The following is a 24,292-nucleotide window of genomic DNA, read 5'->3' on the forward strand; positions in this document are numbered from 1 at the left end:
ATACACAAGCTACTGAAAGAAGTAATTTGGTAGTGGCAATAAATTTGGTGACTTAGAACATGTCAAAACGTGATTTTTACGAAGTATTAGGCGTTAGCCGTGATGCATCAGAGCGCGATATTAAAAAGGCGTACAAACGCTTAGCAATGAAGTTCCACCCTGACCGTAACCAGGGTGATGAAAGCGCAGCAGAAAAGTTTAAAGAAGTAAAAGTAGCGTATGAGATCCTTACCGATTCTCAAAAGAAAGCCGCTTACGACCAATATGGTCACGCAGCCTTTGAACAAGGCGGTATGGGCGGTGGCGGCGGCTTCGGCGGCGGTCATGGTGATTTCGGTGACATCTTTGGTGATGTGTTTGGCGATATCTTCGGTGGTGGTCGTCGTGGCGGCGGTCAACAACGTGCACAACGCGGTTCAGACCTACGTTACAACATGGAACTGACTCTAGAAGAAGCAGTTCGTGGTGTATCGAAAGAGATCGAAGTACCGACTCTCGTTGAGTGTGATACTTGTGACGGCAGCGGTGCGAAGAAAGGTTCTTCTGCGCAAACTTGTGGCACTTGTCATGGCCATGGCCAAGTTCAAATGCGTCAAGGCTTCTTTGCGGTTCAACAAACTTGTCCTACTTGTAACGGTAAAGGCAAGATCATCAAAGACCCATGTAACTCTTGTCATGGTCAAGGCCGTAAGCAGAAGACGAAAACACTTAACGTTAAGATCCCTGCAGGTGTTGATACAGGCGATCGTATTCGTCTATCTGGCGAAGGTGAAGCGGGAGAGCAAGGCGCTCCAGCTGGCGATTTGTACGTACAAGTTCACGTAAAAGAGCACAACATCTTCGAACGTGACGGCAACAACCTTTACTGCGAAGTGCCAGTAAGCTTCTCTATGGCTGCTCTAGGCGGTGAAGTTGAAGTTCCTACACTGGATGGCCGAGTAAACCTTAAGGTGCCTGAAGAGACACAAACGGGCCGTATGTTCCGTATGCGTGGCAAGGGCGTGAAAGGCGTTCGTGGCGGCGGTGTGGGTGACCTAATCGTTAAGCTAGTGGTTGAGACGCCAGTTAAGTTAAGCTCTCGTCAAAAAGAACTTCTACGTGAGTTTGAAGAGACGTGTGGCGGCGAAGCGGCAAGTAAGCATAAGCCAAAATCTGAAGGTTTCTTCAGCGGTGTTAAAAACTTCTTCGATGACCTAACTAAGTAATTAGGTTATTGATACTTTTGGCTGTTGATGCCTGAAGTTTTAAAAAATTACAAAAGCCTGCTCATGTAGCAGGCTTTTTTGTCTCTCAAATTTGGTTTATCGCGTTTACCTTTCCCTGAAAACCTTCGTTATTTTTCATCCAATATCTTCGTTACATCCAACAAGCTTCAGGGTACTCAACATTGGCATTGTTTAGGGTGAGTACTTTGGGTTCTTCTCCATCAAAACAATCGTCTTTGTCTTGCTCTGCATCAGACGCTGGGGTTGCTGTAATGGTATAAGCTGCTGAAGCCGAACTGGCAACACTGAATGAAAATCGTGAACTGTCGGTATCGCAGATTAAACAGTGACTGCCTGAGATAACATTACTCCAGTCATAGCCGTTGTCGTAACTCGCCTCTAGTTCTAACTGAATACGGGCGATGTCGGCGAGAGCACTGGATCGGTGACCTGCTAAAACATGATTGGTGTAACTAGGGTAGGCGATCGCGCCCAAGATTCCGATGATGGCAACCACAATCAATAACTCGATCAATGTCATTCCTTGTACACGTATGTTGTTGCTGTTGCATATATTTTTTCGAATCATCACGAGGACTTCCTTTTCACTAGTCAGGCTATTTTTCTCTGGTGATAGCATCGGTGCAAGATTAAATATGATTACGCAATACGTTACATAGGGATTTGGGAAATGACTCGCGGGTTTACGCTTTTAGAGCTGCTCATTACTGTCGTGGTACTTTCAGTACTATTGGCCACTGCTGCCCCGAGTTTTAGCTCTCTATTAGCGTCTTCAAAACTTCAAAGGCTTGCCCCAGAGGTTCATGGCTTCTTTGTTACGGCGCGTTCTGAAGCAATTATTCGTAATCAAGAACTGCACGTTTTATTTCTTATTTCGAATGGTTTGGGGGCGATCGAGAACTCGGAAGGAGAGTGGGATATGGTTCTCAGCACAACAGCTTCTTACGTTCCCGACAATGTATTGATGCACCTTGATGGCACCGCTTATCGAGACATCAAAGTCTCGTTTAATTTCTTGAATCAGAATTCAATCTCGATTGATGGAGTGAGAGGGCGTTTTGTCAACGGCAACGTCACTATGGCTTCGGTGAATGCGCCGTCTGAAGAACTCTCGGTTAAAGCATCAAATACAACAGGGCGCATTCGGATTTGCAGTAGCGATCCAAACAGCGATGGGCGAAATAGTATTGGCCACTATGATTATGAGATCTGCAATTAAGTCTGCTCAAGGTAGTACCTTGGTTGAGATGATGGTGGCCTCTGCAATCGGTGTGATTGTGATAGGGACGATTGGTAGTGTGTTTATCACTAATCAGCGCCTTAGTTCAGAGAAAAGCTTAGAGTTACTCCTATCTCAAAACTTATTTTCCACGACTCAAATGATGAAAGAAGAGATTTGGCGCGCTGGCTATAACTCTAATTCAGGGCAATCAGTAAAGTTGTCAGGTGCATCAGATACGATTTATGTCCGACAGGTGAGTGCAGATGAGGTTTACCTTGGCTTCGCGTATCTGCAAAACAGCGCGTCGTCCGCTTATCGAAGCATTGTTTATCAATTTAAAGATAACAAGCTCAATTACTGCCAAGGTGAATCAACACAACTCTTAGCGACTAATGAAAGGCCATTTAACAATGCAAGCGGGGATGTGACCATGACTTGTCAAAGCTTGTTCTTTGAGCGGCAAATTCAGGTAGATAGTTTCTCTGTGTCGACGGAGGGGATGTCGAACAGTCAGGCGAGTTCACAGAAGGTCGATATGATGCTTGAGGCATCTTTAGTGAATGCAGATGTGAGTCAAAAGGTGATGACTACCGTTGTCCAAAGGAATTGGCAATGACATTTAAGAAGCAAAACGGAGCAGTCACACTACTGCTGGTCAGCATTCTATTGATTGGTGTGCTGATTGTTTCTCTTGGCAGCTTCAAAACCACTTACTATCAAATTAAGCGCGCGCAAAATGAGGTACAAGCCCGCAAGGACCATTGGAATGCCGAAGGTGGGTTAGAGTGCGGTATTAGCGTGATCATTGAAAACAGCAGCTCTTCCATCCCAAATGACCTGTTGGACTCCTGCAGCAATGAACTTTCTTATTTGGATAGATCTTTAGACAACCCTAATGTTCTTGTTTCAACCGCCAATCGAACCTCTCTCAATAAAGAAATCCGTTTTTCCAATGATGCGGGTTTAGGAGCCATTCAAACAATATCTGCCCTTGAAATCATTTCTGAAAACATCATGGACATCGATCCTGAACTAAGTGAAACCGGGAATAATGGTGTGTATGAGTGTGTGGCGGTAAGGTTTTTCGACTCTGTAACACACGTCAAAGGTGCAGGGGGAAGTTTAACCACAGCTTCTCGGCCTGATAGTGCACCTGCAGATTTTAGTGGTTGTAAAGAGGCGGTGACTGACTTAAATGAGAGTGCAACGGTGACTGCATCGGGGAGTGATCCCAGCGCTGCTTTTAAGAGTGATTACGTCCATGACACTCATTTAAATGGTTTCGAAAATTACTTTGGTGTGAAGAAAACCGTAGACAATATCAATGCCCTTAAAAGTAATGAATATGAGGTAATAAACCTAATGGAGACAGATTCTCAGGGGAATACCGTGCATGTCGATTTAGATTCGAACACCAACAAATATCAGGGCAAGGAGTGTAGCACTCGAATTAATGATGCCTTTGCATCAGGGAAAACGAAAGTATGGGTGGTTGGTGACTGTGTTGTTTGGCACCCAGCCATTAATATTGTGGATAGCGCAGGAACGATCACGCCACGATCTTTAGTGGTCGAAAATGGGATATTCGCAAATGGAAACGCCAGTGTATTTGATGGTGCTTTTTATCACTTGAATGACATGAGTGTCTTTGAGGACTCTTTAGGTGCAGAAAATAATACAGACTTGCTCGCCGATAGTTGGGACAAGTTGCCAGCAACAATGGATTACTCTTTGTTGGTTAAAGAAAATAGTGTCTATATAGCTAACGCTTCTTTCTTCCCCAAAGGAGGCATATTTTTGGATTCATTGGGCGGGCTCTCTACGATCAAAGGTTCGATGAATCTCGATTATCGGGGAGAATACAACCCACATGATGAGCCTGTCGAAATACAATGGAAAAAGGGTTCTTGGAATGACTTCTAACCAAAGCGGTTTTAGCTTACTCGAAGTACTCATCTCTTTTCTATTGGTGGGCGTGGCTGCGTTAGGCATGGTCAAGCTACAGGCTTATACCGAGCAGAAAGCGGACTATGCGATTCAGAGTGTGGAAGCACTTCACTTTGCTGAGAGGCAGTTAGAGTACTACCGAACTCGAGCAAATGATGTCAGCGGTGCGGTTGGGGTAATCAACTTCTCGGAACTTCATCATACGGGTCACTGTCTCAACACAGATAGCTCAAACCCGCTCTCTGGTTTATCGGGTTCTGAATACTCGCTCAGTTGCTCGGTTGTAAATGCAGATGGTGCCTTATCGAGTGCTCTGCGCAACATTACTGTCACGGTTGCATGGCAAGATCGGATGAGTCAAACACAAAGCATAACGCTTGATACTATGCTTTCTAAATACAGTGAATTTGATTGATTCATCACGCAAACGTTTAATCGTACTCCTTTCCCTATCACCTCAATATTGATAATTTTCACTCCTCGGACATTGTTTACGTGCTAGTTAAAAAACTGTATATGGAATGGTGTTTTTTGTGTTTTTATCTTGTTGCTGCTATATGGTATTTTTGCAAAATATGTCTCCATTTATGGAATTTTAGGTGGAATCTTGTGCTTTTTCTGGGTGGTTTTAATAGAATATGTGCTGTACCAATAGGCTCTGGTCAACAACTATATTGAGCCTAAATAACACAACATCACATATGGAGTTACCATGAGTAACCAAGCAGTAAATAAAGCTCCTGCTTCTGAGAAAATCAGTGGTATGGATCGCTTTCTAAACTTCATTGAACGTGCCGGTAACAAGATCCCAGATCCTGCGATCCTGTTCTTTTGGGCACTCGTTATCGTATGGGTATCATCTGCTCTTTTGTCGAATGTTTCATTCGATCTAATCAACCCTCGTACGGGTGATGCTCTAGAAGTCAACAACCTACTTACTGGTGAGGCTCTGGCGAGTTTCCTAGCGAACATGGTGACGACATTTACAGGTTTTGCACCGCTGGGTATCGTACTGGTAGCGATGCTAGGTGTTGGCGTTGCTGACTCTTCAGGCTTCATCACTACAGGCCTAAAGAAGATGCTGAACTTCACTCCAGCTAAACTTCTAACACCAATGCTAATCTTGGTTGCTATCGTTTCTCACACAGCAGCTGACGCAGGTTACGTACTGGTTATCCCACTAGGTGGTATCATCTTCCACGCAGCAGGTCGTCACCCTCTAGCGGGTATCGCGGCAGCGTTTGCTGGTGTATCGGGTGGTTTCTCTGCAAACTTTATCCCTTCAGGTATCGACCCTCTACTAGCGGGCTTTACTCAAACTGCGGCAAACGTTCTTGACCCAGATTACGTGATCAACCCACTAGCGAACATCTTCTTTACGGGTCTATCTTCAATCATTATCGTTGCTATCGGTTGGTACGTAACTGAGAAGATCATCGAGCCTCGTCTTGCAAACACACCAGTTGATGAAGATGCTGAAGAAGCACCAGACCTAGGTACGTTCACAGCGATTGAATCTAAAGCATTCCGTTACGCGGGTTGGGCAATGGTTGCTGGTATCGCACTATTGGTTGCGGCTCTTATCCCAGAAAACTCGGCACTTCGTTCTCCTGAAGGTGAGCTAACTGCGTTCTCTGCGCCGGTAATGAAATCTATCGTTCCTCTGATCTTCATCCTGTTTATCATCCCAGGTATCGTTTACGGCCGTGTTGCTGGTACGTTTAAGAATAGCAACGATGTTATCAAAGCAATGTCTGACACAATGGCAACGATGGGCGCATACATTGTAATGTCGTTCTTCTGTGCACAGTTCCTGTCTGCATTCGGTCAATCAAACATTGGTACTATGCTTGCGCTATACGGTGCTGAAGGCCTGAAAGCGATGGACCTACCGGGTGAAGCGACAGTTGTTGGTATGATCCTTCTAACAGCAGCAGTTAACCTTCTAGTTGGTTCTGCATCAGCTAAGTGGGCTCTGATTGGTCCAATCCTAGTTCCAATGCTAATGGCGGTGGGTATCTCTCCAGAGCTATCTCAAGCTGCTTACCGTGTGGGCGATTCTGTATCTAACATCATCTCTCCACTAATGGTGTTCTTCCCACTGGTTGTTGTTTACTGCCAACGCTACGTTAAGTCGACAGGTATCGGTACACTGGCTTCTCTAATGATGCCTTTCTCTATCGCAATGCTAATTGGCTGGTCTATCTTCCTACTAGGTTACTGGGCGCTAGGTATCCCGCTGGGTATTCAAGCTCCATACACTTACACTATGTAAGATTGAACTAAGCGAAATTAAGCTTAATTTATTCCTAAGCCCGCACCGAAAAGTGCGGGCTTTTTTTCGCTCTATTTTTCAATCTTTTTTATATCCAAAAGAAAGGCACTCAGCTTATACTCCGGATTACGGCTAATTGTTGGCCGGTACAAATTAGGAAATCCCATTCATCATGAAAATTCTGCTTCTGGTAGGGTTAATTGTTTTAAATGGTCTGTTTGCCATGTCAGAAATTGCATTGGTAGCAGCAAAAAATAGTCGCTTAAAGCGTTTAGCTGAAAAGCATCGTTCTGCACAAGTCGCTCTAGACTTAAAAGAAAACCCAACGCGGTTCCTTTCTACGATTCAAATTGGTATTACGGTTATTGGCTTGCTCAGCGGCATCGTCGGTGAAGCCACACTCTCTGCTCCACTCGCTGTGCAATTAGAGCTATGGGGACTGGACGCAACTCAAGCAAATATTCTCTCGACTGCGGTTGTGGTTGTCGGCATTACTTACTTTGCGATCGTCATTGGTGAGTTGGTACCAAAGCGCTTTGCGCAATCGCAAGCGGAAAACATCGCTGTATTAGTCGCTCTACCTATTCATTGGCTCTCTAAACTGACCACGCCATTTGTGTTCGCGTTGTCTGCCTCTACAGAGGGGATACTGAGGCTTATGGGGCGAAATGGTAGTGAAGATAGCGTGACTGAAGATGATATCTATGCCTTGGTCAAAGAGGGCTCAGATACGGGCGTGATTGAGCGTGGTGAACAAGAGATGATCCGCAATATTCTGCAGTTGGGTGATAGATTGGTGAGCTCGCTGATGACGCCTCGTCGTGACGTCGACTTTCTCGATATTGAACAGCCAATTGAGGTGTTGCTGAAAAAGATCAAAGGCTCCAAACACAGTGTGTTTCCAGTGTGCCAAGAAGGCATGAGTAAGGTTCTAGGTACTGTTTCGGCAAAAGCACTTTTGAATAACAGCCATCAGCTGAGTCTTCAGGTCATCATGGGGTTATCCAAATCGCCTATCTATCTTCCAGAGTCTATGAAAGGTCTGCGCTTGCTGAGCTATTTCAAAGAGTCGGGTACGCAAATGGCGTTTATTGTCGATGAGTACGGCGATGTACAAGGTCTAGTGACCCACTACGATGTACTCGAAGCGATTGCGGGTGAGCTTTCAAATCATCCGAACGATCTTTGGACGGAACTGACAGAGCAGGGCATGCTGGTGGATGGTTTGATACCTATCAGCGAGCTTAAAAACCGCCTAGAGCTTTCTGAGCTTGAAGGGGAAGAAGAGGGCTTTCAAACATTAAACGGCATGATCACTTGGCTAGTCGGCCGTTTACCTGATGTTGGTGAGGTCGTACAGTGTCAACAATGGGCATTTGAAATCATCGCCGTTGAGAACAACCGAATCATGAAAGTGAAGGCCTCGCTACTAGAGCAAGAAGCCACCGAATAGTGCAATTTCATTTTCGTGTTTAAAGAAACAAGGTACGCGTAATGCGTGCCTTGTTTTGTTTTAGCTGAAACGGTTTGGATGTTTTATTAGTTGGTTGAATGTAAGGGTTTGCATGTCAGCGACTTAATTGAGTGATTGAATGTGCATTTAAACCGTATATTTCTTCGATGTTCATTGAGTTCATTCATTTAGTTTTAGCTTTATCTCTCGCTGATGTTATTGATGTAAAAGTATTGCCGAGTTTGCTGTCTTTTTGTGTTTTTAGCCTGATGGAGGTTAGTTGATACAGGCCTTTATAAAACGGTTTTATTTGATTCTCTCTAGAGTGTTTCATGCTTAAATTGTTGATTTTAAAGTGGATATTAACTGATTTATTTATCATTTAGGTGGGAGGGTTTCGTTTATAAAATCAAGATCTTCAATGAGGCCTTTTACGTTGTTCCGCGCCTTTGCGCTCAGTATTGTTTTGGTCGCTCCGAACCGGGAAGAGTAATTAATCAATGCTTTGCACACGTATTAAAGGTTTTAAAAAATGAAGAAAATCAGTTTTGTAGCAGCAGCTGTAGTATCAGCTATCTCACTGCAAGCGAACGCAACTTCTATTGAAGTTTACGGTGATGAAAATGACGTAATCGGTATGTATGGTGACTACAACTTCGGTGAAGATGGCCAGCACTATGTGACTGGTGAAGTTACTAACGATAGCTTTGTGGAGCTAGGTTACGGCTACAGCGTTAACGAAAACTTTGACCTAGGTGCATCATATGTACAAGGTGGTTACGGTGGTGCTGACGAGGTACGTGTAAAAGCTTCAACCGCTTACACGTTAGGTTCTTCACTGACACTTTCTGGTGGCGTTGAATATCACCACGGTTTGGATGAAGTGGGTGCTGATTTCTGGGATCCAACATCTGGCGGTAAAGGCGATGGTCAAGGTGTGAACCCTGATGGCCATGATGGTGTTCTTCCTGCTCCAGGTCCTCACGATGGTGTTTTGCCTGCAACAGCGAACCATGATGGGACATTACCTGCCCCGCAGTTCCCAGATCACGGTATTGATCCGAATGTTTTACCCGACATCGGTATCCAAAACTTAGGTATGGCTGATGGCAACAACGAATCTCAGGTCGTGAAAGTCAATCTAGGCCTTGATTACAACATCGCTAAAACAGTTGTACTTTCTTACGACCTAGACGCTTACTCTCAACTTGCTGAAGGCATCTACGTGGATGGCGAAGAAGTGGATAGCGAATGGTCAACATCTACTTTGAAAGCGACTTACGTTAACTCTGGTGACGTTCAGCCTTACGTGAAAGTCGCAGCAGACAACTCTGACATTGAAGATACAACCTTCACTGCTGGTGTCGTTATCGCACTGTAATAATCAATTCATGTTCGCTTTGGATGTAAATCCCTACCTTTAAGCTCGGATGCTTGTTGTCAGCAGTCATTGGCATTTTGTTTCACGACCACTCAAGGAATGAGTGGTTTTTTATTTGTGTCTTAGTTGAACAAGAAAGTATCGACTGGTTTGATAACATTGTTCATGATCCTCAAGATTAGGTATGCTCAGCGCATGCCTTTTTTGTTTTTGGGAGTTTCTTTTGTCTGACCATCAATTTACATCGCAAGATGAAGCCTTTATGCGCCGAGCTATGGAGTTAGCACATCAAGCTGAGCTCGAAGGCGAGGTTCCGGTTGGTGCGGTATTGGTAAAAGATGGTGAAATCATCTCAGAAGGGTGGAACCGCTCGATTGGCAGCCACGATGCGACTGCGCATGCTGAAGTTGAAACCCTGCGTAAGGCAGGTCAAACATTAGAGAACTACCGTCTTCTCGATACCACGCTCTATGTGACATTAGAGCCATGCCCTATGTGTGCAGGGGCTCTTCTTCATAGTCGAGTGAAGCGCATTGTCTTTGGGGCACCAGACTTGAAAGCGGGTGCTGCGGGCACGGTATTAAACCTGTTCGATAGCCAAGCGTCTTACCACTATGCAGATGTGGAAAATGGCTTGTTGGAAGATGAGTGCCGAGCTCAATTACAGGCGTTTTTCAAAAGACGCCGTAAAGAGATCAAAGAGAAAAAACAGCAACAGAAGCTAGCGCAAGCTAAAGAAGAACAACAAGGAATGTAGTTGCGACAGGTGGCGATACTTCGCAATAGTGATAGTTACTCTAGCAAACATCTAATGCTCTCTATGACGAATATTAGAGTGACATTTCGAGATAAAATTAGATGCTTGCTGATGATGTTCTTTTCGGTTTAGAGCATCTGTACGAAAGCTCTGTTTCGCCAGATGATTTTCTTTTTGTTGTTGGCCAGCATGCGCTTACGACGGTTAGCCACTACGGTTTTATAAAGGCGTTTGGAGCGTAACTTACGTTTCATCTTTTTTAACGGCCTCCCACTATTAATATCAGCTGTGTTATGCAGCCAGAGTTGAGATGGAATATACCCGATACAACTTATCTGGGAATATGAGTTTGCAGCGTCACTTCAACGACACCCACCTTATAGGTCAATTTTGTTGCAAATTAATGACAAGTGATGCTTGTTATTTCTCATATGTATGGCAATCAAAGGTGCTTTTCAAGTAGCAAATTTAGGATGAGTGATTACGTTGGCAGATTGAACTGAGAGAGTGGTTAGCCTTTCGCCAAATAAAATAATAATTGTACGCTTTGAATGCAGAAACACCGGCCAATGAGCCGGTGTTTTTAGTTCGGGTTAGAGCTTAGATTGCTTCGCCGTTTACAGTCACCGCAACATCAATGTTGCCACGCACAGCGTTTGAGTATGGACAAACCTGATGAGCAACTCGAGTTAGCTCCAGTGCTTGTTCTTGTGGGAGGTCTAGCTCGACTGCAAGGCTTACGGTAAGCGCAAATCCACCTGTCTGATTTGGGCCGATACCAACTTCTGCAGTCACTGGCGCTTTGGCTAGCGTAACTTTCGCTTCACGTGCAACGTGTAAGATAGCGTTCGAGAAACACGCTGAATAACCCGCAGCAAATAGTTGCTCTGGGTTAGTTGCGAGTCCGGTGCCGCCCATCTCTTTTGGGTAAGCCAGTTCAAGTGCTAGTAAACCATCGTCTGTTTTCACTTGTCCGTTACGGCCAGCAAGAGCGGTTGCTTTAGTTGTGTAGAGTGTTGTCATATCGTTTACCTTTTTATTTTTGAGTTGTGTGCAATTTAATTGCTTGCAATCTTATATCGAAATAAACTGTGAATGCAACTATATTGTGCGCAATTTATTTTTAGTGCGTTCACCAATGCAAACAGAAGATGAGAACGGTATGAGTAGTGATGAGCAGTTGTTGTTAGACAATCAGGTGTGCTTTCCTTTATATAGCGCTGCGAATGCGGTGGTTCGAGCATACCGCCCCTTGCTGGAAGAGCTTGAGCTGACTTACTCTCAGTACTTGGTAATGATGGTGCTTTGGGAGCAAGATGGTGCCAGCGTCAAAGACATAGGCTCACGACTGCATTTAGATTCGGGCACTCTAACGCCGTTGCTAAAACGACTCGAAGGAAAAGGGTTCGTTGAACGAGGCCGTTGTCAGCAAGATGAGCGCGTGCGAGTGCTCAAACTGACAGAGAGTGGGGTAGATCTTAAAATTAAGGCGAAATCAGTCCCTGAAGCGATGAAATGTAAATTAACCTTGGAGCTGGATGAGTTGCTGGCTCTGAAGAGTTTGTGCGAAAAGGTATTGGATAAGCTGAGTTAACCTGTTCTTTCAGGCAAATACTAAAAAGCCACACATCGGTGTGGCTTTTTTGATAGCGTCGCGTTTATTTCTCGCTAGATTCTGAGTCACTGGCCTCGGCTGCTGAGACTGCGCCGCTGATGGTTGAATCTGCTCCTGAAATCGCAAGCGGCGGAATCACGATTAAGTCTTCCATACTCGCTTCCTGTTCTTCTTCAGTCCGCTTGTTCACGTGGCCGATAATGCTTTGGTAATAGCGACGAATGTTCTCGACATAGTTCTTGGCTTCATCACCACGAGCATAGCCGTAACGTGTCTGGCTGTAGTACTTCTTCTGTCTTAGTAGAGGCAGCCTGTCTTTTACGTCACTCCACGAGTTTGGATCGCCGCCTTGTGCTTTAGTCAGTCGACGAGCATCCATCATGTGGCCGTAGCCTACATTATACGAAGCAAGGGCGAACCAGATCTTCTCATGTTGAGTGATTGAATCAGGGATACGATTGACGATACTACGCAAGTATTCCACACCACCTTGAACGGATTGTTTAGGATCCAAACGATTCGTCACGCCAACGCTCTTTGCCGTCGGTAGTGTCAACATCATCATGCCACGCACACCTGTAGGAGATTTCGCAACAGGGTTCCAGTGAGACTCTTGGTAGGCAAGAGCTGCAATTAAGCGCCAATCAAACTCTTGAGAGTACTCTTGGAATAGAGGTGACCATTTCGGCAGCTTACTATCCAGTGCACGAATAAAGGCGCGAGTATCCACGTAATCGAAGCTTCCGATGTGACCGATGTATTTCTCTTCCAGAGTTGCAAGCTCACCAGACTGTTTAAGGTTACCGAAGAACTCAATCAGCAGGGCATATAGGCTTTCATCTTCTGATTTCTTCAAGTACCAAGAGATGGGCTGGTCTTCTGTTAACTCGAACGCAAGCGCAAGATCTGGGTAAAGTCGCTGCGCCAGTGACAGCTCGATCGAGTCTGCAACGGTAAAGCGCAGTTCGCCTTTAGAAACCTGTCTTAATAGATCGTTAATGTCGGCATTGCCTACTGATTCGTAAACAAAGTCAGGGTTAGATTGTTGCAGTTGATTGAGAGTCGGCTCAAAGTGAGACTCTTCAATCACAACGAGAGCAGGAGCTAGCCTGTCATCGATAGTGGCTAATTCACTATTTTCGTCATTCTGCTCTTTGTTTTGTTGCTCAATAAACTCGGCTTGGCGTTTATTCTCAAAGTCAATCAGTTGCTCTAGGTTACGTGGGCGCCATTGGCCTTTTTTATAGACCACTTGTTGGCTCACGTAGTAGTACGCCGGAGCCGCACGGTAGCCGCGTGTTTGCTCATTGTTTTGAGTCAGCCCGGTCGCAATCAGGTCGATCTCACCTTTTTGAAGAGCGGGAAAGAGACCAGACAAGCGATATGCAGGTTTCATTTCTAGCTTCACGCCGAGCTGCTCTGCAAACTCTCGAGCTAATTCATAATCCAAGCCAGCGGGGCCATCTGGGCCGATATAGTAAGAGAGTTGGTTATTGAGTGTTCCGACTCTTAATACGCCGCGCTCTCGGATCTGCTCCAAGTCGCTTTTCGGTTCCGACTCAATTTGGCAGCCCGATAAACCGGCAATGGCGATCGCGATGAGAAGAAGTTTGGATGAAAAAATGCGCGTAAGTGTATGCATCAAAATGAAATCTCAAAAAAGTGACTCCCCTTTATATCAAACCGTTTACTCCCGGCAAAGTGACTTTGGGTAAATGGAAGTAAAAGTGGCTAGAAATGCAGCAAAAGTAACAATTGCCAAGAAACATGAAAAAAATGACGCAAACGGTTGCTTTTTTGGTTACGTCACAAAAATAATTGCTATATAATGCGCCCGCAACAGAGAGGTGGAATCGGCATAGGTTTGGCAAAACCTTCGGGCTTACTTCCGGAATAGCTTCGAAGAAAAACAGTTAGGTTATTCCTAAAACCCACTGAATTTATTCCAATATCACCTTAATCAATTGCATAAGAGACCTAAGCACATGAGAATTTTTCGTGGCTCCCCAGCTCTATCTGAATTTCGTGTTAACAAGCTTTTAGAGCTTTGTCGTGAACTTGGCCTACCTGTTACAGGCATCTACGCTGAATTTGCGCACTTTGCAGATCTAACAGCCGACCTAAATGATCAAGAAGTTGAGAAACTAGAAAAACTTCTGACTTACGGTCCAACAATTGAAGAGCACGCGCCAGAAGGTCTTCTTCTACTAGCAACTCCTCGTCCGGGCACCATTTCGCCTTGGTCTTCAAAATCAACGGATATCGCAAACAACTGTGGTCTAGATAAGATTGCACGTCTTGAGCGCGGTACCGCTTATTACATCGAATCATCGGCAGAGCTTTCTGAGCTTCAACTGGTTGAGCTAAAAGCGATTCTGCACGATCGCATGATGGAAGTGATCTTCACTGACTTCGAATCAGCAGCAGCACTTTTCCAAGTGGCAGAGCCAGCGCCAGTGGCTGACGTTGACCTACTCAATGGCGGTCGCGCTGCGCTTGAAAACGCAAACGTTACCCTAGGTCTTGCGCTTGCCGATGACGAAATCGAATACCTTTACGATGCGTTCGTAAACAAGCTAGATCGTAACCCAACCGACATCGAGCTGATGATGTTTGCACAAGCGAACTCAGAGCACTGTCGTCACAAGATCTTTAATGCAGATTGGACTATCGACGGCGTGAAGCAAGAGAAGTCTCTGTTCAAGATGATCAAAAACACATTTGAAACCACGCCAGAAAATGTTCTATCTGCCTACAAAGATAACGCAGCGGTAATGGTTGGATCAGATGTAGGTCGTTTCTTCCCGAACCCAGAAACTCGCCAGTACGGTTACAACCAAGAGAAAGCGCACATCCTAATGAAGGTGGAAACGCACAACCACCCAACAGCTATCTCTCCTTGGCCGGGCGCTTCGACAGGTTCTGGTGGTGAAATCCGCGATGAAGGCGCAACTGGTATTGGTGGTAAGCCAAAAGCAGGTCTTGTTGGCTTCACAACATCGAACCTACGTATTCCTGGTTTTGAACAGCCATGGGAAACAGATTTCGGTAAGCCAGGCCGCATCGTTAACGCACTAGACATCATGCTAGAAGGTCCACTTGGTGGCGCGGCGTTCAACAACGAGTTTGGTCGTCCAAACCTACTGGGTTACTTCCGTACTTACGAAGAAAAAGTAAACTCTCACGCAGGTGAAGAAGTTCGTGGTTACCACAAGCCAATCATGATTGCTGGTGGCATGGGTAACATCCGTGACGAGCATGTTCAGAAGAAAGAGATCCCAGTAGGTGCAAGCCTAATCGTACTTGGTGGTCCTGCAATGAACATCGGCCTTGGTGGTGGTGCAGCTTCTTCGATGGCGTCTGGTCAATCAGCTGAAGACCTAGATTTCGCATCTGTACAGCGTGAAAACCCAGAGATGGAACGCCGCTGTCAGGAAGTTATCGACCGTTGTTGGCAGCTTGGTGAAGAGAACCCAATTGCATTCATCCACGATGTGGGCGCGGGCGGTATTTCTAACGCACTTCCTGAGCTTGTAGACGATGGTGAGCGTGGTGGTATTTTCCAACTGCGTGACGTGCCAAACGACGAGCCTGGCATGAGCCCACTTGAGATCTGGTGTAACGAATCTCAAGAGCGTTACGTAATGGCTGTTGCGCCAGAGAATATGGAAGTATTCGACGCAATCTGTAAGCGTGAGCGCGCACCATACGCAGTAGTAGGTGTGGCAACAGAAGAGCGTGAACTGAAACTTGAAGATTCACACTTCGACAATACGCCAATCGACATGCCAATGGATGTGCTTCTAGGTAAAACACCTAAGATGCACCGTGATGCGAAAACGCTAAAAGCGAACAACCCTGCGGTTAACCGTGACGGCATTGAGCTAAACGAAGCGGCAGAACGCGTACTTCGTCTTCCAACGGTTGCAGAGAAAACATTCCTTATCACTATCGGTGACCGCACGGTGACTGGTCTTGTAGCGCGTGACCAAATGGTTGGCCCTTGGCAGGTTCCAGTAGCTAACTGCGCGGTAACCGCAGCAAGCTACGACACTTACCACGGTGAAGCGATGTCTATGGGTGAGCGTACACCAGTTGCTCTACTAGACTTCGGAGCTTCAGCTCGTCTAGCGGTTGGTGAAGCAATCACTAACATCGCAGCGACTAACATCGGTGATATCAAACACATTAAACTGTCTGCAAACTGGATGTCTCCAGCAGGTCATCCTGGTGAAGATGCAGGTCTTTACGAAGCGGTGAAAGCGGTGGGTGAAGAGCTATGTCCAGCGCTTGGTCTAACTATCCCTGTGGGTAAAGACTCAATGTCGATGAAGACCAAGTGGGAAGAGAATGGCGAGCAGAAAGAAGTCACTTCGCCACTATCTCTAATCATCACTGCGTTTGCACGTGTTGAAGATGTACGTAAGACAATTACTCCTCAGCTTCGCACAGACAAAGGCGATACTAGCCTTGTACTTATCGACCTAGGTAACGGTCAAAACCGTCTAGGTGCAACGGCTCTAGCACAGGTTTACAAGCAGCTTGGTGATAAGCCAGCAGACGTAGATAATGCAGCACAGCTAAAAGGTTTCTACGAAGGCGTTCAAACTCTAGTTGCGAACGATCAAGTCGTGGCTTACCACGATAAAGGTGATGGCGGTCTATTCGTTACTTTAGCTGAGATGGCATTCGCAGGTCACTGTGGCGTTAAAGCTGACATAGCTGACCTAGGTGATGATGCACTAGCAGCACTATTTAACGAAGAGCTAGGCGCAGTACTTCAGGTTAAGAACGATGATCTAGACGCTGTACTTTCAACGCTAGCGGCAAACGGCCTTGAAGCATGTTCACACGTAATTGGCTCTGTTGAGGCATCTGATGAGCTAGTGATTACTTCTGGTGAGACAGTCGTTCTTGAGCGTAACCGTACTGAACTACGTACTATCTGGGCTGAGACAACGCATAAGATGCAAGGTCTACGTGATAACCCAGCATGTGCTGACCAAGAACACGAAGCTAAGAAGGACAACTCTGACCCAGGTCTGAACGTTAAGCTAAGCTTCGATGTAAACGAAGACATTGCAGCGCCGTTCATCAACACTGGTGCTAAGCCTAAGATGGCAATTCTGCGTGAGCAGGGTGTTAACTCTCACGTTGAGATGGCAGCAGCGTTTGACCGTGCAGGCTTTGAAGCAACTGATATTCACATGAGCGACATCCTAACGGGTCAAGCAGTGCTAGAAGAGTACAATGGCCTAGTGGCTTGTGGGGGCTTCTCTTACGGTGACGTACTAGGCGCTGGTGAAGGTTGGGCTAAGTCTATCCTGTTCAATGAGCAAGCTCGTAACCAGTTTGAAGGCTTCTTCCTGCGTGAAGATACCTTCTCTCTAGGTGTGTGTAACGGTTGTCAGATGCTATCGAACCTGAAAGAGCTAATCCCAGGTGCAGACCTGTGGCCGCGCTTTGTTCGTAACGAATCTGAGCGTTTTGAAGCTCGCTTTAGCCTAGTAGAAGTTCAGAAGTCTGACTCTGTATTCTTCGATGGCATGGCTGGCTCTCGTATGCCAATCGCAGTGTCTCACGGTGAAGGTCGCGTAGAAGTGCGTGATGCTGACCACCTAGCAGCGATTGAAGCATCAGGTACGGTTGCCGTTCGTTACGTGGATAACCACGGCAACGCGACTCAACAATACCCGAACAACCCGAACGGTTCGCCAAACGCAATCACAGGTCTAACGACTCAAGATGGTCGCGTAACTATCATGATGCCGCACCCTGAGCGTGTATTCCGCACAGTAGCGAACTCTTGGTCTCCAGAAGGTTGGGGTGAGAACGGTGCTTGGATGCGTATGTTCCAAAACGCACGTAAGAACATCGGTTAATTTGATTAGGTTAATCTGACTTAGAGTCATCTATCTCAGAGCAATAAGAACCTTGGTTAGTATCGCACGCTAGCCAAGTTCATCGGGAAAAGTTCAAAGCGCAGGTCGAAAGACCTGCGCTTTTTTTGATCAAAACTCACCTTGTGGAACAAAAACTTATACTTTGCAGTTTGCTGTTCTAAAAAACTGCACTAGGCTAAAAGTTGTGGAATCAATTTGTTAGGCCTGTTTCTCATCTTGAGGCGTGTCAGTCTTTCGCCGCTAGAGATAACGAGTCTGAACCAATCACTATGGCACAAGAGGGAACTATGAAAACAATCACAAATGCAGTTGCAGTGGCCGCCGTTGTTATGTCTTTGGCTGGGTGTGTCGGTAGTAACGCCGTTACTGGGAAATTAATGAAGTTTAACGTGGAGGTTGTTGATAACCGTTATGCTCGTGCTGGGGTCAACTTCTTATTGGCACCGGTTTACGCGTTAACAACCGCAGCGGACTACATCGTGTTTAACTCATTAGAGTTTTGGACAGGCAAAAACCCACTGACAGGCGCACCACATATCTTTGATAGTAAAGTTGATACTATGATTGATGTAAACGACAGTCTGGATGATTCACTCAAAGAAGCACCTGTTGCTCCTATCACTTATCAACGTCAAATTCAGTTCGGTGAGATGCAGCAAATTGATGAGAACACCATTCGTATGGACATCACTTACAACGATGGTGAAAAGGCTATATTGATGGGCGTACGTGACGGTGACAACGTTAGCTACTACCTTGATGGTGCATTGGTCTCTGAAACCTCAATTCAAGCTCTAGAGCAATTAGCCGCTGAGAAAGCGTAATACTTTCAATTTAATGAAGACAAAAGAAAAGCCGCTGGATTCAACTCCAGCGGCTTCGTTATTTATAGCAAGATACTAATAGCTACAAGATTAGTTGTTGCTGTGCAGCTCGCTGTTTAGTTCAACAGCTGATTTGTTAGCAAGACACTCGATCTGACCAGTCACAGAGTTGCGACGGAATAGTAGGTCAGAAACGCCTGCTAGATCGCGAGCCTTAACCACTTCAACTTCTTGACCAGAAGAGTCAAGCATACGTACTTTAGAGCCCGCAGTTACATACAGACCAGACTCTACAGTACAACGGTCACCTAGTGGGAAACCAAGACCCGCGTTAGCGCCTAGCAGTGAGTTTTCACCGATAGATACAACAACCGTACCGCCGCCAGAAAGCGTACCCATGATAGAAGCGCCACCGCCGATGTCTGAACCGTTACCAACAACAACACCTGCAGAGATACGACCTTCAACCATGCTCACGCCTGTTGTACCTGCGTTGAAGTTGATGAAGCCTTCGTGCATAACCGTTGTGCCTTCGCCCACGTGAGCACCCAGACGGACGCGAGACGTATCAGCGATACGCACGCCTGCTGGAACTACGTAATCTACCATTTTAGGGAATTTGTCTACGCAATCTACAGACAGAGCACGACCTGCTAGGCGAGCTTCGATTTGGCGATCTGCTAGCTCAGGAAGATCGATTGGACCTTCGTTTGTCCATGCGATGTTGTGCAGTAGACCGAAGATACCATCTAGTACAGTACCGTGTGGTTGAACTAGGCGGTTAGAGATAAGTTGTAGTTTAAGGAAGCCTTCCGCTACTGAAGCTGGCTTCTCATCTGTTGCAAGAACAACAAGAACAAGTGGTTGCTCAGACGCTGCTGCTTTTTCTGCGAAAGACGCATTTGCTGCATCGTCGTTTGCTGCGAATGCTTTCGCCAGTTCTGCGCTTTGTGCAGCAGAGATTTCGATAGCTTGGTTGCCTTCAGTGTAACCTGCAACTTCAGCCACAGCGGCTACAAGAGCATCGCTTGGGTTTAGAAGTGGGTTAGGGAAGAACGCTTCAATGATTTTATTGTCGCGGTTTTTGGTCGCCGTACCAAAGGCTAGTGAAAAGTAAGCCATGTTGAATCTCCATGTGTTGAGTCTTGATTTTGCTATCTCTTGATTGGCTGCTCGTGTGGTGAACAGCTTGGGTAGCAAAAGTTAATTTAATTGGGTTCATCATAAAGAGAGCGCCCTCGTTATGAAAGGGCGCATGGGGAGAAAGTCTGTAAAATGATATTGCTTGTCTTTTGAGAGATATTTTTCTGCAACAAGATAAAGTGAATTTTGCACTCGTTTTTAGTCTAAGTGCCGACTTCGGCGGTCATACACGTTAAACAAACAGCGCTTTATAGGCTTGTTCAATGCCTTCAATCAGCATTTGCATACCGATAACCGCTAGGATCAGACCCATCATTCGGGTGATAACATTCAGTGCACTAGGTCCAACGGCTTTGACAAATCGTTCACCGAATACAAACAGGACATAAGTGAGAGTACACAGCAAACCGAAGGCAACGATGGTAATGACGGTTTCATAAATCCCTTCGGTGCTGGCGAAGTTCATCGCGGTCGCTATTGTTCCAGGACCTGCGAGAATCGGCATCGCTAGAGGGGAAACTGCGATACTCAGTGCCGCATCCTGTTGGGCATCAGAGTGAACTTTCTCTTTGGCTTTGCCGTGTGTGGAGTCGCCTTGTAACATGTGAAAGCCGATCAAGAATACCAATATCCCGCCTGTAATTCTCAATGCATAGAGCGTAATACCAAATAGGTCGAAGATCAGTTTACCGGAAATCGCAAAGGTACTGACGATGATAAAAGCGATGAATACGGAGCGAAAGGCAATGGATTTTACGGTCTCGCGATCATTGTCGCCGGTGAGCCCCAAGAATATTGGTGTATTGGCAATTGGGTTCATGATGGCAAAGAAGCCCATGAAGACCGTAATGGTGTGGATGATCAGCTCTTTCATATTATTCCCTTAATAAAGATAGAGTTAACGTGTGTCACTCATCTGAGAATAGATAGTAGACCATGTTGAGAGCAAAAAATAGCCAGCATAATCGCTGGCTATCTGTTTCACGTTATTATTGGTATTTTTGTGTCGGTACAGGGGTTAAGCGGCTTGGCTCACGGCTACGGCTAATGCCACAGTTGCTCCCACCATCGGGTTGTTACCCATACCGATGAAACCCATCATTGCCACGTGAGCTGGAACCGAAGAGCTGCCTGCAAACTGAGCGTCAGCGTGCATTCTGCCCATGGTATCAGTCATGCCGTATGATGCTGGACCTGCTGCTACATTGTCTGGGTGCAAAGTGCGTCCGGTACCACCACCTGAAGCCACGGAGAAATAAGCTAAACCTTGGCGAGTACGTTCTGCTTTGTAGATTCCGGCAACTGGGTGTTGGAAGCGGGTTGGGTTGGTTGAATTACCGGTAATGCTGACATCCACTTGTTCACGATGCATGATGGCCACCCCTTCACGGACGTCATCTGCACCGTAGCATAAAATTTCTCCGCGAGGGCCTTGTGAGAATCGGCGGCGCTCGGTTTCAATAAGTTCACCGGTCTGGTAATCATACTGAGTGCGAACATAGGTAAAGCCATTAATACGTGAGATAAGGTAAGCCGCATCTTTGCCTAAGCCATTCAAAATTACTTTGAGCGGCTTAGTGCGAGATTTGTTGACGTTCAGTGCGATTTTGATCGCCCCTTCAGCGGCAGCAAAAGACTCATGCCCAGCCAAAAACGCGAAACAACCACTCTCTTCATTAAGCAAACGCGCGGCTAGTGCTCCGTGACCAATACCGACTTGGCGCTGCTCTGCGACACTACCGGCCTTGGTAAAGGCTTGGAGTGCTTCACCGATAATATTGGCTGCTTGCTCTGCGGTTTCAGCGCGACGATGCAGCGCCAATGCTGTGCCTAAAGTATAAGCTTCGGTTGCGCTATCGAAAGCGATAGGCTGGGTGTCCATCACCAGAGCTTTCGGGTCAACATCATGTTCTAGGCAGTATTGGTAAGCTTGGTCGAGAGACTCTAAGTTCATTTCTGCCAAAACGCGAGTTACAGATGGGGTATTTAATGTGTTCATTGTCTGATTCCTGTTTGGCAATTAGTGTTGGCGTGGGTTGATGGTTTTTACGGCTTCATCGAAGCGGCCATAGGTACCCGTGGCCAGTTCAGCGGCCTCGGCAGCGGGCGTACCTTGGTTCATAGCTTTCATCATTTTGCCAAGGTTGAGATATTGATAACCGATTACTTCACTGAATTCGTCTAGCGCAAGTTGAGTGACATAGCCTTCTGCAAGCTCCATGTATCGCACGCCTTTGGCTGAAGTAGAGTAGCTGGTACCGACTTGGCTGCGTTGCGTTTGCCCTAAATCTTCAAGAGCAGCACCAATCTCCAAGCCGCCCTCAGAGAACGCAGATTGAGTACGGCCGTAGACAAATTGCAGAAAGATTTCGCGCATCGCGACGTTAATCGCATCGCACACAAGGTCAGTATTAAGTGCTTCGAGAATGGTTTTGCCAGAGAGGATCTCTGCGGCCATCGCTGCAGATTGAGTCATGCCTGAACAACCGATGGTTTCGATCAGTGCTTCTTCAATTATGCCATTTTTGACGTTGAGCGTGAGCTTCGCAGCACCTTGTTGTGGGGCACAGGCACCAACGCCGTGGCTTAATCCGGAAATAGCAATTACGTCTTTTGGACTGACCATTGCACCTTCAACTGGAATGGGTGCAGAAGCATGAAGATCGCCACGTTGAATCGGGCACATGTTTTGGATTTCAGATGAGTATTGCATAGTGTTTTCTCACTTGTAGGGTCAATAAGACCTAGGACGCTGAGAAAACAGGACATGTTGGAAGAGGTGTGGCTAATTTCACTACAGATCTTGCGTATCGTGACACCAAGGAAAAGAGCAAGCTAAGCTCGTAAAATGGTGGGTATAACGATACTACCAACAGGAATACCTGTTTTCGATTCTGTAGGAGTCATTAGCACGGTTCGATATGAACGGGCGGTTGAAGCTAGAAAGCCAAGGTGGAACCCCATCACCTGATGGTGTATAGATTAGATCTCAATCACACTTTGGTGCAAGGGAATGTTTAGAGCGATTTTGACTATAAACTCGCTTCATTATATTTCGATAAATATAAAAAAACGCCAATCACATACTCGAATTAGAGTGGTCATTGGCGTTTTTTAAGAGAGGTATCAGCGAGTTATGCTGCGTCTTCTTCCGTGTCTTCAACAGCTTCAAGCTTTTTCGCTTTCTTAGGCGCTGGTTTGCGTTTAGCACCTAGTGCATAAAGAACTTCTTCTTTGTTCTTTGCAAGGTACATTGCAAGCTCTTCTTGCTTGCCTTCGTCTTCTACTAATTCGCTTTTGCCTAACAGTTCAAAAAGCTCATCAGCCATATCCAGCATTTTGTCGTATGCGTCAGCTTCGGCTTTAGAGGTAAAAGTCATTTTCTCTTCTCCGTTGCGTTCCACCACGTACTTGACGATAACAGCCATGGTTAATCCTCTAAGTTTGATAAATTTTACTGGCTTTTTATACAGTTTTAGTGACTAAAAGTCCAGTTACCAGCCCTGATAGAAGTATCAATCTTGATGTGTCGCCCACTCTTCACAATAACTCATGAAGGATTTGAGAAGTGGGCTCTGATATTTGTCTTTATGAACCAGCATCCAAAAGCGACGTTTCATATCAAGAGGTACATTAATGACCTTGACGCGACCATCTTTGATGGCGGGTTCTGCCGCCAGTTTTGACAAGCATGCTAGACCTAACCCAGCGGAGACCGAGTTGATGATCGCCTCAGTCGTGTTGAGCTCAAAGGATTCATACCAATGCTCGATACGCGGTGCGACGGTTCGAAGGAAAAACTCACGCGTCCCTGACCCGGATTCTCTGAGGATCCAGTGACTGCTCTCAAGCTCTCTTAATGGCACTGATTCCAATTGAACCAGTGGGTGATTAGCACTGGCGACAATACACATCTCATCGCTGCTAAATTGGCTTGAGATCAGCTCTGGATGTAAGGTCTTGCCTTCGATAAGCGCAATGTCCAGTTCATAATCGACCAGCTTTTGGCAAATAAGAGCGCTGTTGGAAATAAACAAACTTTGTTCTTGATGCTGAGTTTGTTCGCGAAAACCAGATAAAATAAAGGGCGCAACTTGATTGCCAATTGTGTCACTGGCACCGACTTTGAGTAGTCCGCTTAAGACTTGATCATCATTAAAAAGGGCATCAATGCTTTCTGCTCGATGGAGAATTTCATCAGCCAGTGGCAACAGCTTTTGCCCCTCTTGGTTGATGACCAGCCGATTGTTAACACGATCAAACAGTGAGTGGCCAAGTTGTTTTTCCATCTCACCAAGAGCCATGCTTACCGCGGCCTTTGATAAAAACAGCGCTTCAGCTGCAGCGGTCATCGTTGAGTGTTGGGTGATGGTGACAAAAACTTTGAGTTGTTTAATGGAAATATTAGCCATCGATTTTCTATCAACCTTTGAACGAGCACATTATGTTCAGAACTATTGAACAGTTGTTATATATAATTGGATATAACTTAACAAATCACAAGCGTAATATGGCCTCAACAAGCTGATGAGTTCGCAAATAAGTG

General features: G+C 45.9%; 22 protein-coding genes and 1 riboswitch. Of the genes, 12 read left to right on the plus strand and 10 right to left on the minus strand.

The genetic code is table 11. The features are described from left to right. The first annotated feature begins 59 nt into the window (after nucleotides 1–59). On the plus strand, nucleotides 60–1,205 hold the full coding sequence (dnaJ, locus tag L1D60_RS18525; RefSeq protein WP_032551376.1) for a molecular chaperone DnaJ: 1,146 nt from the start codon (nucleotides 60–62) through the stop codon (nucleotides 1,203–1,205). 151 nt (nucleotides 1,206–1,356) lie between these two features. Here dnaJ and L1D60_RS18530 read toward each other — a convergent pair whose 3' ends face one another. Further along, complete coding sequence (locus L1D60_RS18530; RefSeq protein ID WP_275665748.1) at nucleotides 1,357–1,794, minus strand: type IV pilin protein; 438 nt, start codon at nucleotides 1,792–1,794, stop codon at nucleotides 1,357–1,359. 102 nt (nucleotides 1,795–1,896) lie between these two features. Here L1D60_RS18530 and L1D60_RS18535 point away from each other — a divergent pair, with 102 nt between their 5' ends. From L1D60_RS18535 to tadA, 8 genes are all read left to right on the plus strand, one after another. Then, on the plus strand, nucleotides 1,897–2,445 hold the full coding sequence (locus L1D60_RS18535) for a GspH/FimT family pseudopilin (protein ID WP_239842396.1): 549 nt from the start codon (nucleotides 1,897–1,899) through the stop codon (nucleotides 2,443–2,445). Beyond that, the gene (locus L1D60_RS18540; RefSeq protein WP_239842397.1) at nucleotides 2,429–3,064 is read left to right on the plus strand and encodes a prepilin-type N-terminal cleavage/methylation domain-containing protein; all 636 of its coding nucleotides are present in this window, start codon (nucleotides 2,429–2,431) and stop codon (nucleotides 3,062–3,064) included. The genes L1D60_RS18535 and L1D60_RS18540 overlap by 17 nt, the downstream gene beginning before the upstream one ends. Then, the gene (locus L1D60_RS18545; RefSeq protein ID WP_239842398.1) at nucleotides 3,061–4,371 is read left to right on the plus strand and encodes a hypothetical protein; all 1,311 of its coding nucleotides are present in this window, start codon (nucleotides 3,061–3,063) and stop codon (nucleotides 4,369–4,371) included. The genes L1D60_RS18540 and L1D60_RS18545 overlap by 4 nt, the downstream gene beginning before the upstream one ends. Continuing rightward, a complete protein-coding gene (locus L1D60_RS18550; RefSeq protein ID WP_239842399.1) occupies nucleotides 4,361–4,810 on the plus strand; it encodes a prepilin-type N-terminal cleavage/methylation domain-containing protein in 450 nt (149 codons plus the stop codon). Before L1D60_RS18545 ends, L1D60_RS18550 begins: the two co-directional genes overlap by 11 nt. Before the next feature lie 297 nt (nucleotides 4,811–5,107). Beyond that, a complete protein-coding gene (locus tag L1D60_RS18555; RefSeq protein WP_239842400.1) occupies nucleotides 5,108–6,670 on the plus strand; it encodes an AbgT family transporter in 1,563 nt (520 codons plus the stop codon). A 172-nt stretch (nucleotides 6,671–6,842) separates the two neighbouring features. Next, the gene (locus L1D60_RS18560) at nucleotides 6,843–8,123 is read left to right on the plus strand and encodes a hemolysin family protein (protein WP_239842401.1); all 1,281 of its coding nucleotides are present in this window, start codon (nucleotides 6,843–6,845) and stop codon (nucleotides 8,121–8,123) included. 532 nt (nucleotides 8,124–8,655) lie between these two features. Then, on the plus strand, nucleotides 8,656–9,504 hold the full coding sequence (locus L1D60_RS18565; protein ID WP_239842402.1) for a hypothetical protein: 849 nt from the start codon (nucleotides 8,656–8,658) through the stop codon (nucleotides 9,502–9,504). Between the two features lie 184 nt (nucleotides 9,505–9,688). Continuing rightward, nucleotides 9,689–10,261, plus strand: coding sequence for a tRNA adenosine(34) deaminase TadA (gene tadA / locus L1D60_RS18570; protein WP_239842403.1), 573 nt, complete (start codon nucleotides 9,689–9,691; stop codon nucleotides 10,259–10,261). A 128-nt stretch (nucleotides 10,262–10,389) separates the two neighbouring features. On the opposite strand, the gene L1D60_RS23565 is transcribed toward tadA, so the two are convergent. Beyond that, a complete protein-coding gene (locus tag L1D60_RS23565; protein WP_261903694.1) occupies nucleotides 10,390–10,515 on the minus strand; it encodes a hypothetical protein in 126 nt (41 codons plus the stop codon). A 346-nt stretch (nucleotides 10,516–10,861) separates the two neighbouring features. Next, entirely contained in the window at nucleotides 10,862–11,284 is a 423-nt protein-coding gene (locus tag L1D60_RS18575) for an organic hydroperoxide resistance protein (RefSeq protein ID WP_239842404.1), read from the minus strand. A gap of 115 nt (nucleotides 11,285–11,399) precedes the next feature. Here L1D60_RS18575 and L1D60_RS18580 point away from each other — a divergent pair, with 115 nt between their 5' ends. Next, nucleotides 11,400–11,855, plus strand: coding sequence for a MarR family transcriptional regulator (locus L1D60_RS18580; protein ID WP_239842405.1), 456 nt, complete (start codon nucleotides 11,400–11,402; stop codon nucleotides 11,853–11,855). Nucleotides 11,856–11,919: 64 nt separating this feature from the next. Here L1D60_RS18580 and mltF read toward each other — a convergent pair whose 3' ends face one another. Then, nucleotides 11,920–13,518, minus strand: coding sequence for a membrane-bound lytic murein transglycosylase MltF (gene mltF, locus L1D60_RS18585; RefSeq protein WP_239842406.1), 1,599 nt, complete (start codon nucleotides 13,516–13,518; stop codon nucleotides 11,920–11,922). A 343-nt stretch (nucleotides 13,519–13,861) separates the two neighbouring features. Between mltF and purL the strand changes: the two genes are divergently transcribed. Both purL and L1D60_RS18595 read left to right on the plus strand, forming a co-directional pair. After that, nucleotides 13,862–17,758 carry a phosphoribosylformylglycinamidine synthase gene (gene purL, locus L1D60_RS18590; RefSeq protein WP_239842407.1) on the plus strand — a complete coding sequence of 1,299 codons (3,897 nt, stop codon included), beginning with the start codon at nucleotides 13,862–13,864 and terminating at the stop codon, nucleotides 17,756–17,758. Nucleotides 17,759–18,066: 308 nt separating this feature from the next. Then, complete coding sequence (locus tag L1D60_RS18595; protein WP_239842408.1) at nucleotides 18,067–18,603, plus strand: DUF3332 domain-containing protein; 537 nt, start codon at nucleotides 18,067–18,069, stop codon at nucleotides 18,601–18,603. A 90-nt stretch (nucleotides 18,604–18,693) separates the two neighbouring features. Here L1D60_RS18595 and dapD read toward each other — a convergent pair whose 3' ends face one another. From dapD to L1D60_RS18625, 6 genes are all read right to left on the minus strand, one after another. Continuing rightward, nucleotides 18,694–19,725 carry a 2,3,4,5-tetrahydropyridine-2,6-dicarboxylate N-succinyltransferase gene (gene dapD / locus L1D60_RS18600; RefSeq protein WP_032551396.1) on the minus strand — a complete coding sequence of 344 codons (1,032 nt, stop codon included), beginning with the start codon at nucleotides 19,723–19,725 and terminating at the stop codon, nucleotides 18,694–18,696. A gap of 253 nt (nucleotides 19,726–19,978) precedes the next feature. Beyond that, entirely contained in the window at nucleotides 19,979–20,620 is a 642-nt protein-coding gene (locus tag L1D60_RS18605; RefSeq protein WP_239842409.1) for a MarC family protein, read from the minus strand. A gap of 144 nt (nucleotides 20,621–20,764) precedes the next feature. After that, nucleotides 20,765–21,745 (minus strand): GGGtGRT protein, encoded by a 981-nt coding sequence (locus tag L1D60_RS18610; RefSeq protein WP_239842410.1) that lies wholly within the window; start codon nucleotides 21,743–21,745, stop codon nucleotides 20,765–20,767. A 21-nt stretch (nucleotides 21,746–21,766) separates the two neighbouring features. Further along, nucleotides 21,767–22,459 carry an iron-sulfur cluster assembly scaffold protein gene (locus tag L1D60_RS18615; RefSeq protein WP_239842411.1) on the minus strand — a complete coding sequence of 231 codons (693 nt, stop codon included), beginning with the start codon at nucleotides 22,457–22,459 and terminating at the stop codon, nucleotides 21,767–21,769. Between the two features lie 177 nt (nucleotides 22,460–22,636). Continuing rightward, nucleotides 22,637–22,723: riboswitch (Fluoride riboswitch) on the minus strand. Nucleotides 22,724–22,880: 157 nt separating this feature from the next. Then, complete coding sequence (locus L1D60_RS18620; RefSeq protein ID WP_239842412.1) at nucleotides 22,881–23,174, minus strand: YebG family protein; 294 nt, start codon at nucleotides 23,172–23,174, stop codon at nucleotides 22,881–22,883. Nucleotides 23,175–23,261: 87 nt separating this feature from the next. After that, on the minus strand, nucleotides 23,262–24,158 hold the full coding sequence (locus tag L1D60_RS18625) for a LysR family transcriptional regulator (protein ID WP_239842413.1): 897 nt from the start codon (nucleotides 24,156–24,158) through the stop codon (nucleotides 23,262–23,264). Between the last annotated feature and the right edge of the window lie 134 nt (nucleotides 24,159–24,292).

The organism is Vibrio sp. Isolate30 (assembly GCF_022397975.1).
Lineage (GTDB): Bacteria > Pseudomonadota > Gammaproteobacteria > Enterobacterales > Vibrionaceae > Vibrio > Vibrio fortis.

What these genes read in the sequence shown, in the direction of transcription:
- L1D60_RS18565 (WP_239842402.1), top strand. Translation starts at nt 8,656, where the DNA reads ATGAAGAAAATCAGTTTTGTAGCAGCAGCTGTAGTATCAGCTATCTCA.
- dnaJ (WP_032551376.1), top strand. Translation starts at nt 60, where the DNA reads ATGTCAAAACGTGATTTTTACGAAGTATTAGGCGTTAGCCGTGATGCA.
- L1D60_RS18580 (WP_239842405.1), top strand. Translation starts at nt 11,400, where the DNA reads ATGCAAACAGAAGATGAGAACGGTATGAGTAGTGATGAGCAGTTGTTG.
- L1D60_RS18625 (WP_239842413.1), bottom strand. Translation starts at nt 24,158, where the DNA reads ATGGCTAATATTTCCATTAAACAACTCAAAGTTTTTGTCACCATCACC.
- L1D60_RS18540 (WP_239842397.1), top strand. Translation starts at nt 2,429, where the DNA reads ATGAGATCTGCAATTAAGTCTGCTCAAGGTAGTACCTTGGTTGAGATG.
- purL (WP_239842407.1), top strand. Translation starts at nt 13,862, where the DNA reads ATGAGAATTTTTCGTGGCTCCCCAGCTCTATCTGAATTTCGTGTTAAC.
- L1D60_RS18550 (WP_239842399.1), top strand. Translation starts at nt 4,361, where the DNA reads ATGACTTCTAACCAAAGCGGTTTTAGCTTACTCGAAGTACTCATCTCT.
- L1D60_RS18620 (WP_239842412.1), bottom strand. Translation starts at nt 23,174, where the DNA reads ATGGCTGTTATCGTCAAGTACGTGGTGGAACGCAACGGAGAAGAGAAA.
- L1D60_RS18575 (WP_239842404.1), bottom strand. Translation starts at nt 11,284, where the DNA reads ATGACAACACTCTACACAACTAAAGCAACCGCTCTTGCTGGCCGTAAC.
- L1D60_RS18535 (WP_239842396.1), top strand. Translation starts at nt 1,897, where the DNA reads ATGACTCGCGGGTTTACGCTTTTAGAGCTGCTCATTACTGTCGTGGTA.
- L1D60_RS23565 (WP_261903694.1), bottom strand. Translation starts at nt 10,515, where the DNA reads ATGAAACGTAAGTTACGCTCCAAACGCCTTTATAAAACCGTAGTGGCT.
- dapD (WP_032551396.1), bottom strand. Translation starts at nt 19,725, where the DNA reads ATGGCTTACTTTTCACTAGCCTTTGGTACGGCGACCAAAAACCGCGAC.
- mltF (WP_239842406.1), bottom strand. Translation starts at nt 13,518, where the DNA reads ATGCATACACTTACGCGCATTTTTTCATCCAAACTTCTTCTCATCGCG.
- L1D60_RS18615 (WP_239842411.1), bottom strand. Translation starts at nt 22,459, where the DNA reads ATGCAATACTCATCTGAAATCCAAAACATGTGCCCGATTCAACGTGGC.
- L1D60_RS18605 (WP_239842409.1), bottom strand. Translation starts at nt 20,620, where the DNA reads ATGAAAGAGCTGATCATCCACACCATTACGGTCTTCATGGGCTTCTTT.
- L1D60_RS18595 (WP_239842408.1), top strand. Translation starts at nt 18,067, where the DNA reads ATGAAAACAATCACAAATGCAGTTGCAGTGGCCGCCGTTGTTATGTCT.
- L1D60_RS18555 (WP_239842400.1), top strand. Translation starts at nt 5,108, where the DNA reads ATGAGTAACCAAGCAGTAAATAAAGCTCCTGCTTCTGAGAAAATCAGT.
- L1D60_RS18560 (WP_239842401.1), top strand. Translation starts at nt 6,843, where the DNA reads ATGAAAATTCTGCTTCTGGTAGGGTTAATTGTTTTAAATGGTCTGTTT.
- L1D60_RS18610 (WP_239842410.1), bottom strand. Translation starts at nt 21,745, where the DNA reads ATGAACACATTAAATACCCCATCTGTAACTCGCGTTTTGGCAGAAATG.
- tadA (WP_239842403.1), top strand. Translation starts at nt 9,689, where the DNA reads ATGCTCAGCGCATGCCTTTTTTGTTTTTGGGAGTTTCTTTTGTCTGAC.
- L1D60_RS18545 (WP_239842398.1), top strand. Translation starts at nt 3,061, where the DNA reads ATGACATTTAAGAAGCAAAACGGAGCAGTCACACTACTGCTGGTCAGC.
- L1D60_RS18530 (WP_275665748.1), bottom strand. Translation starts at nt 1,794, where the DNA reads ATGATTCGAAAAAATATATGCAACAGCAACAACATACGTGTACAAGGA.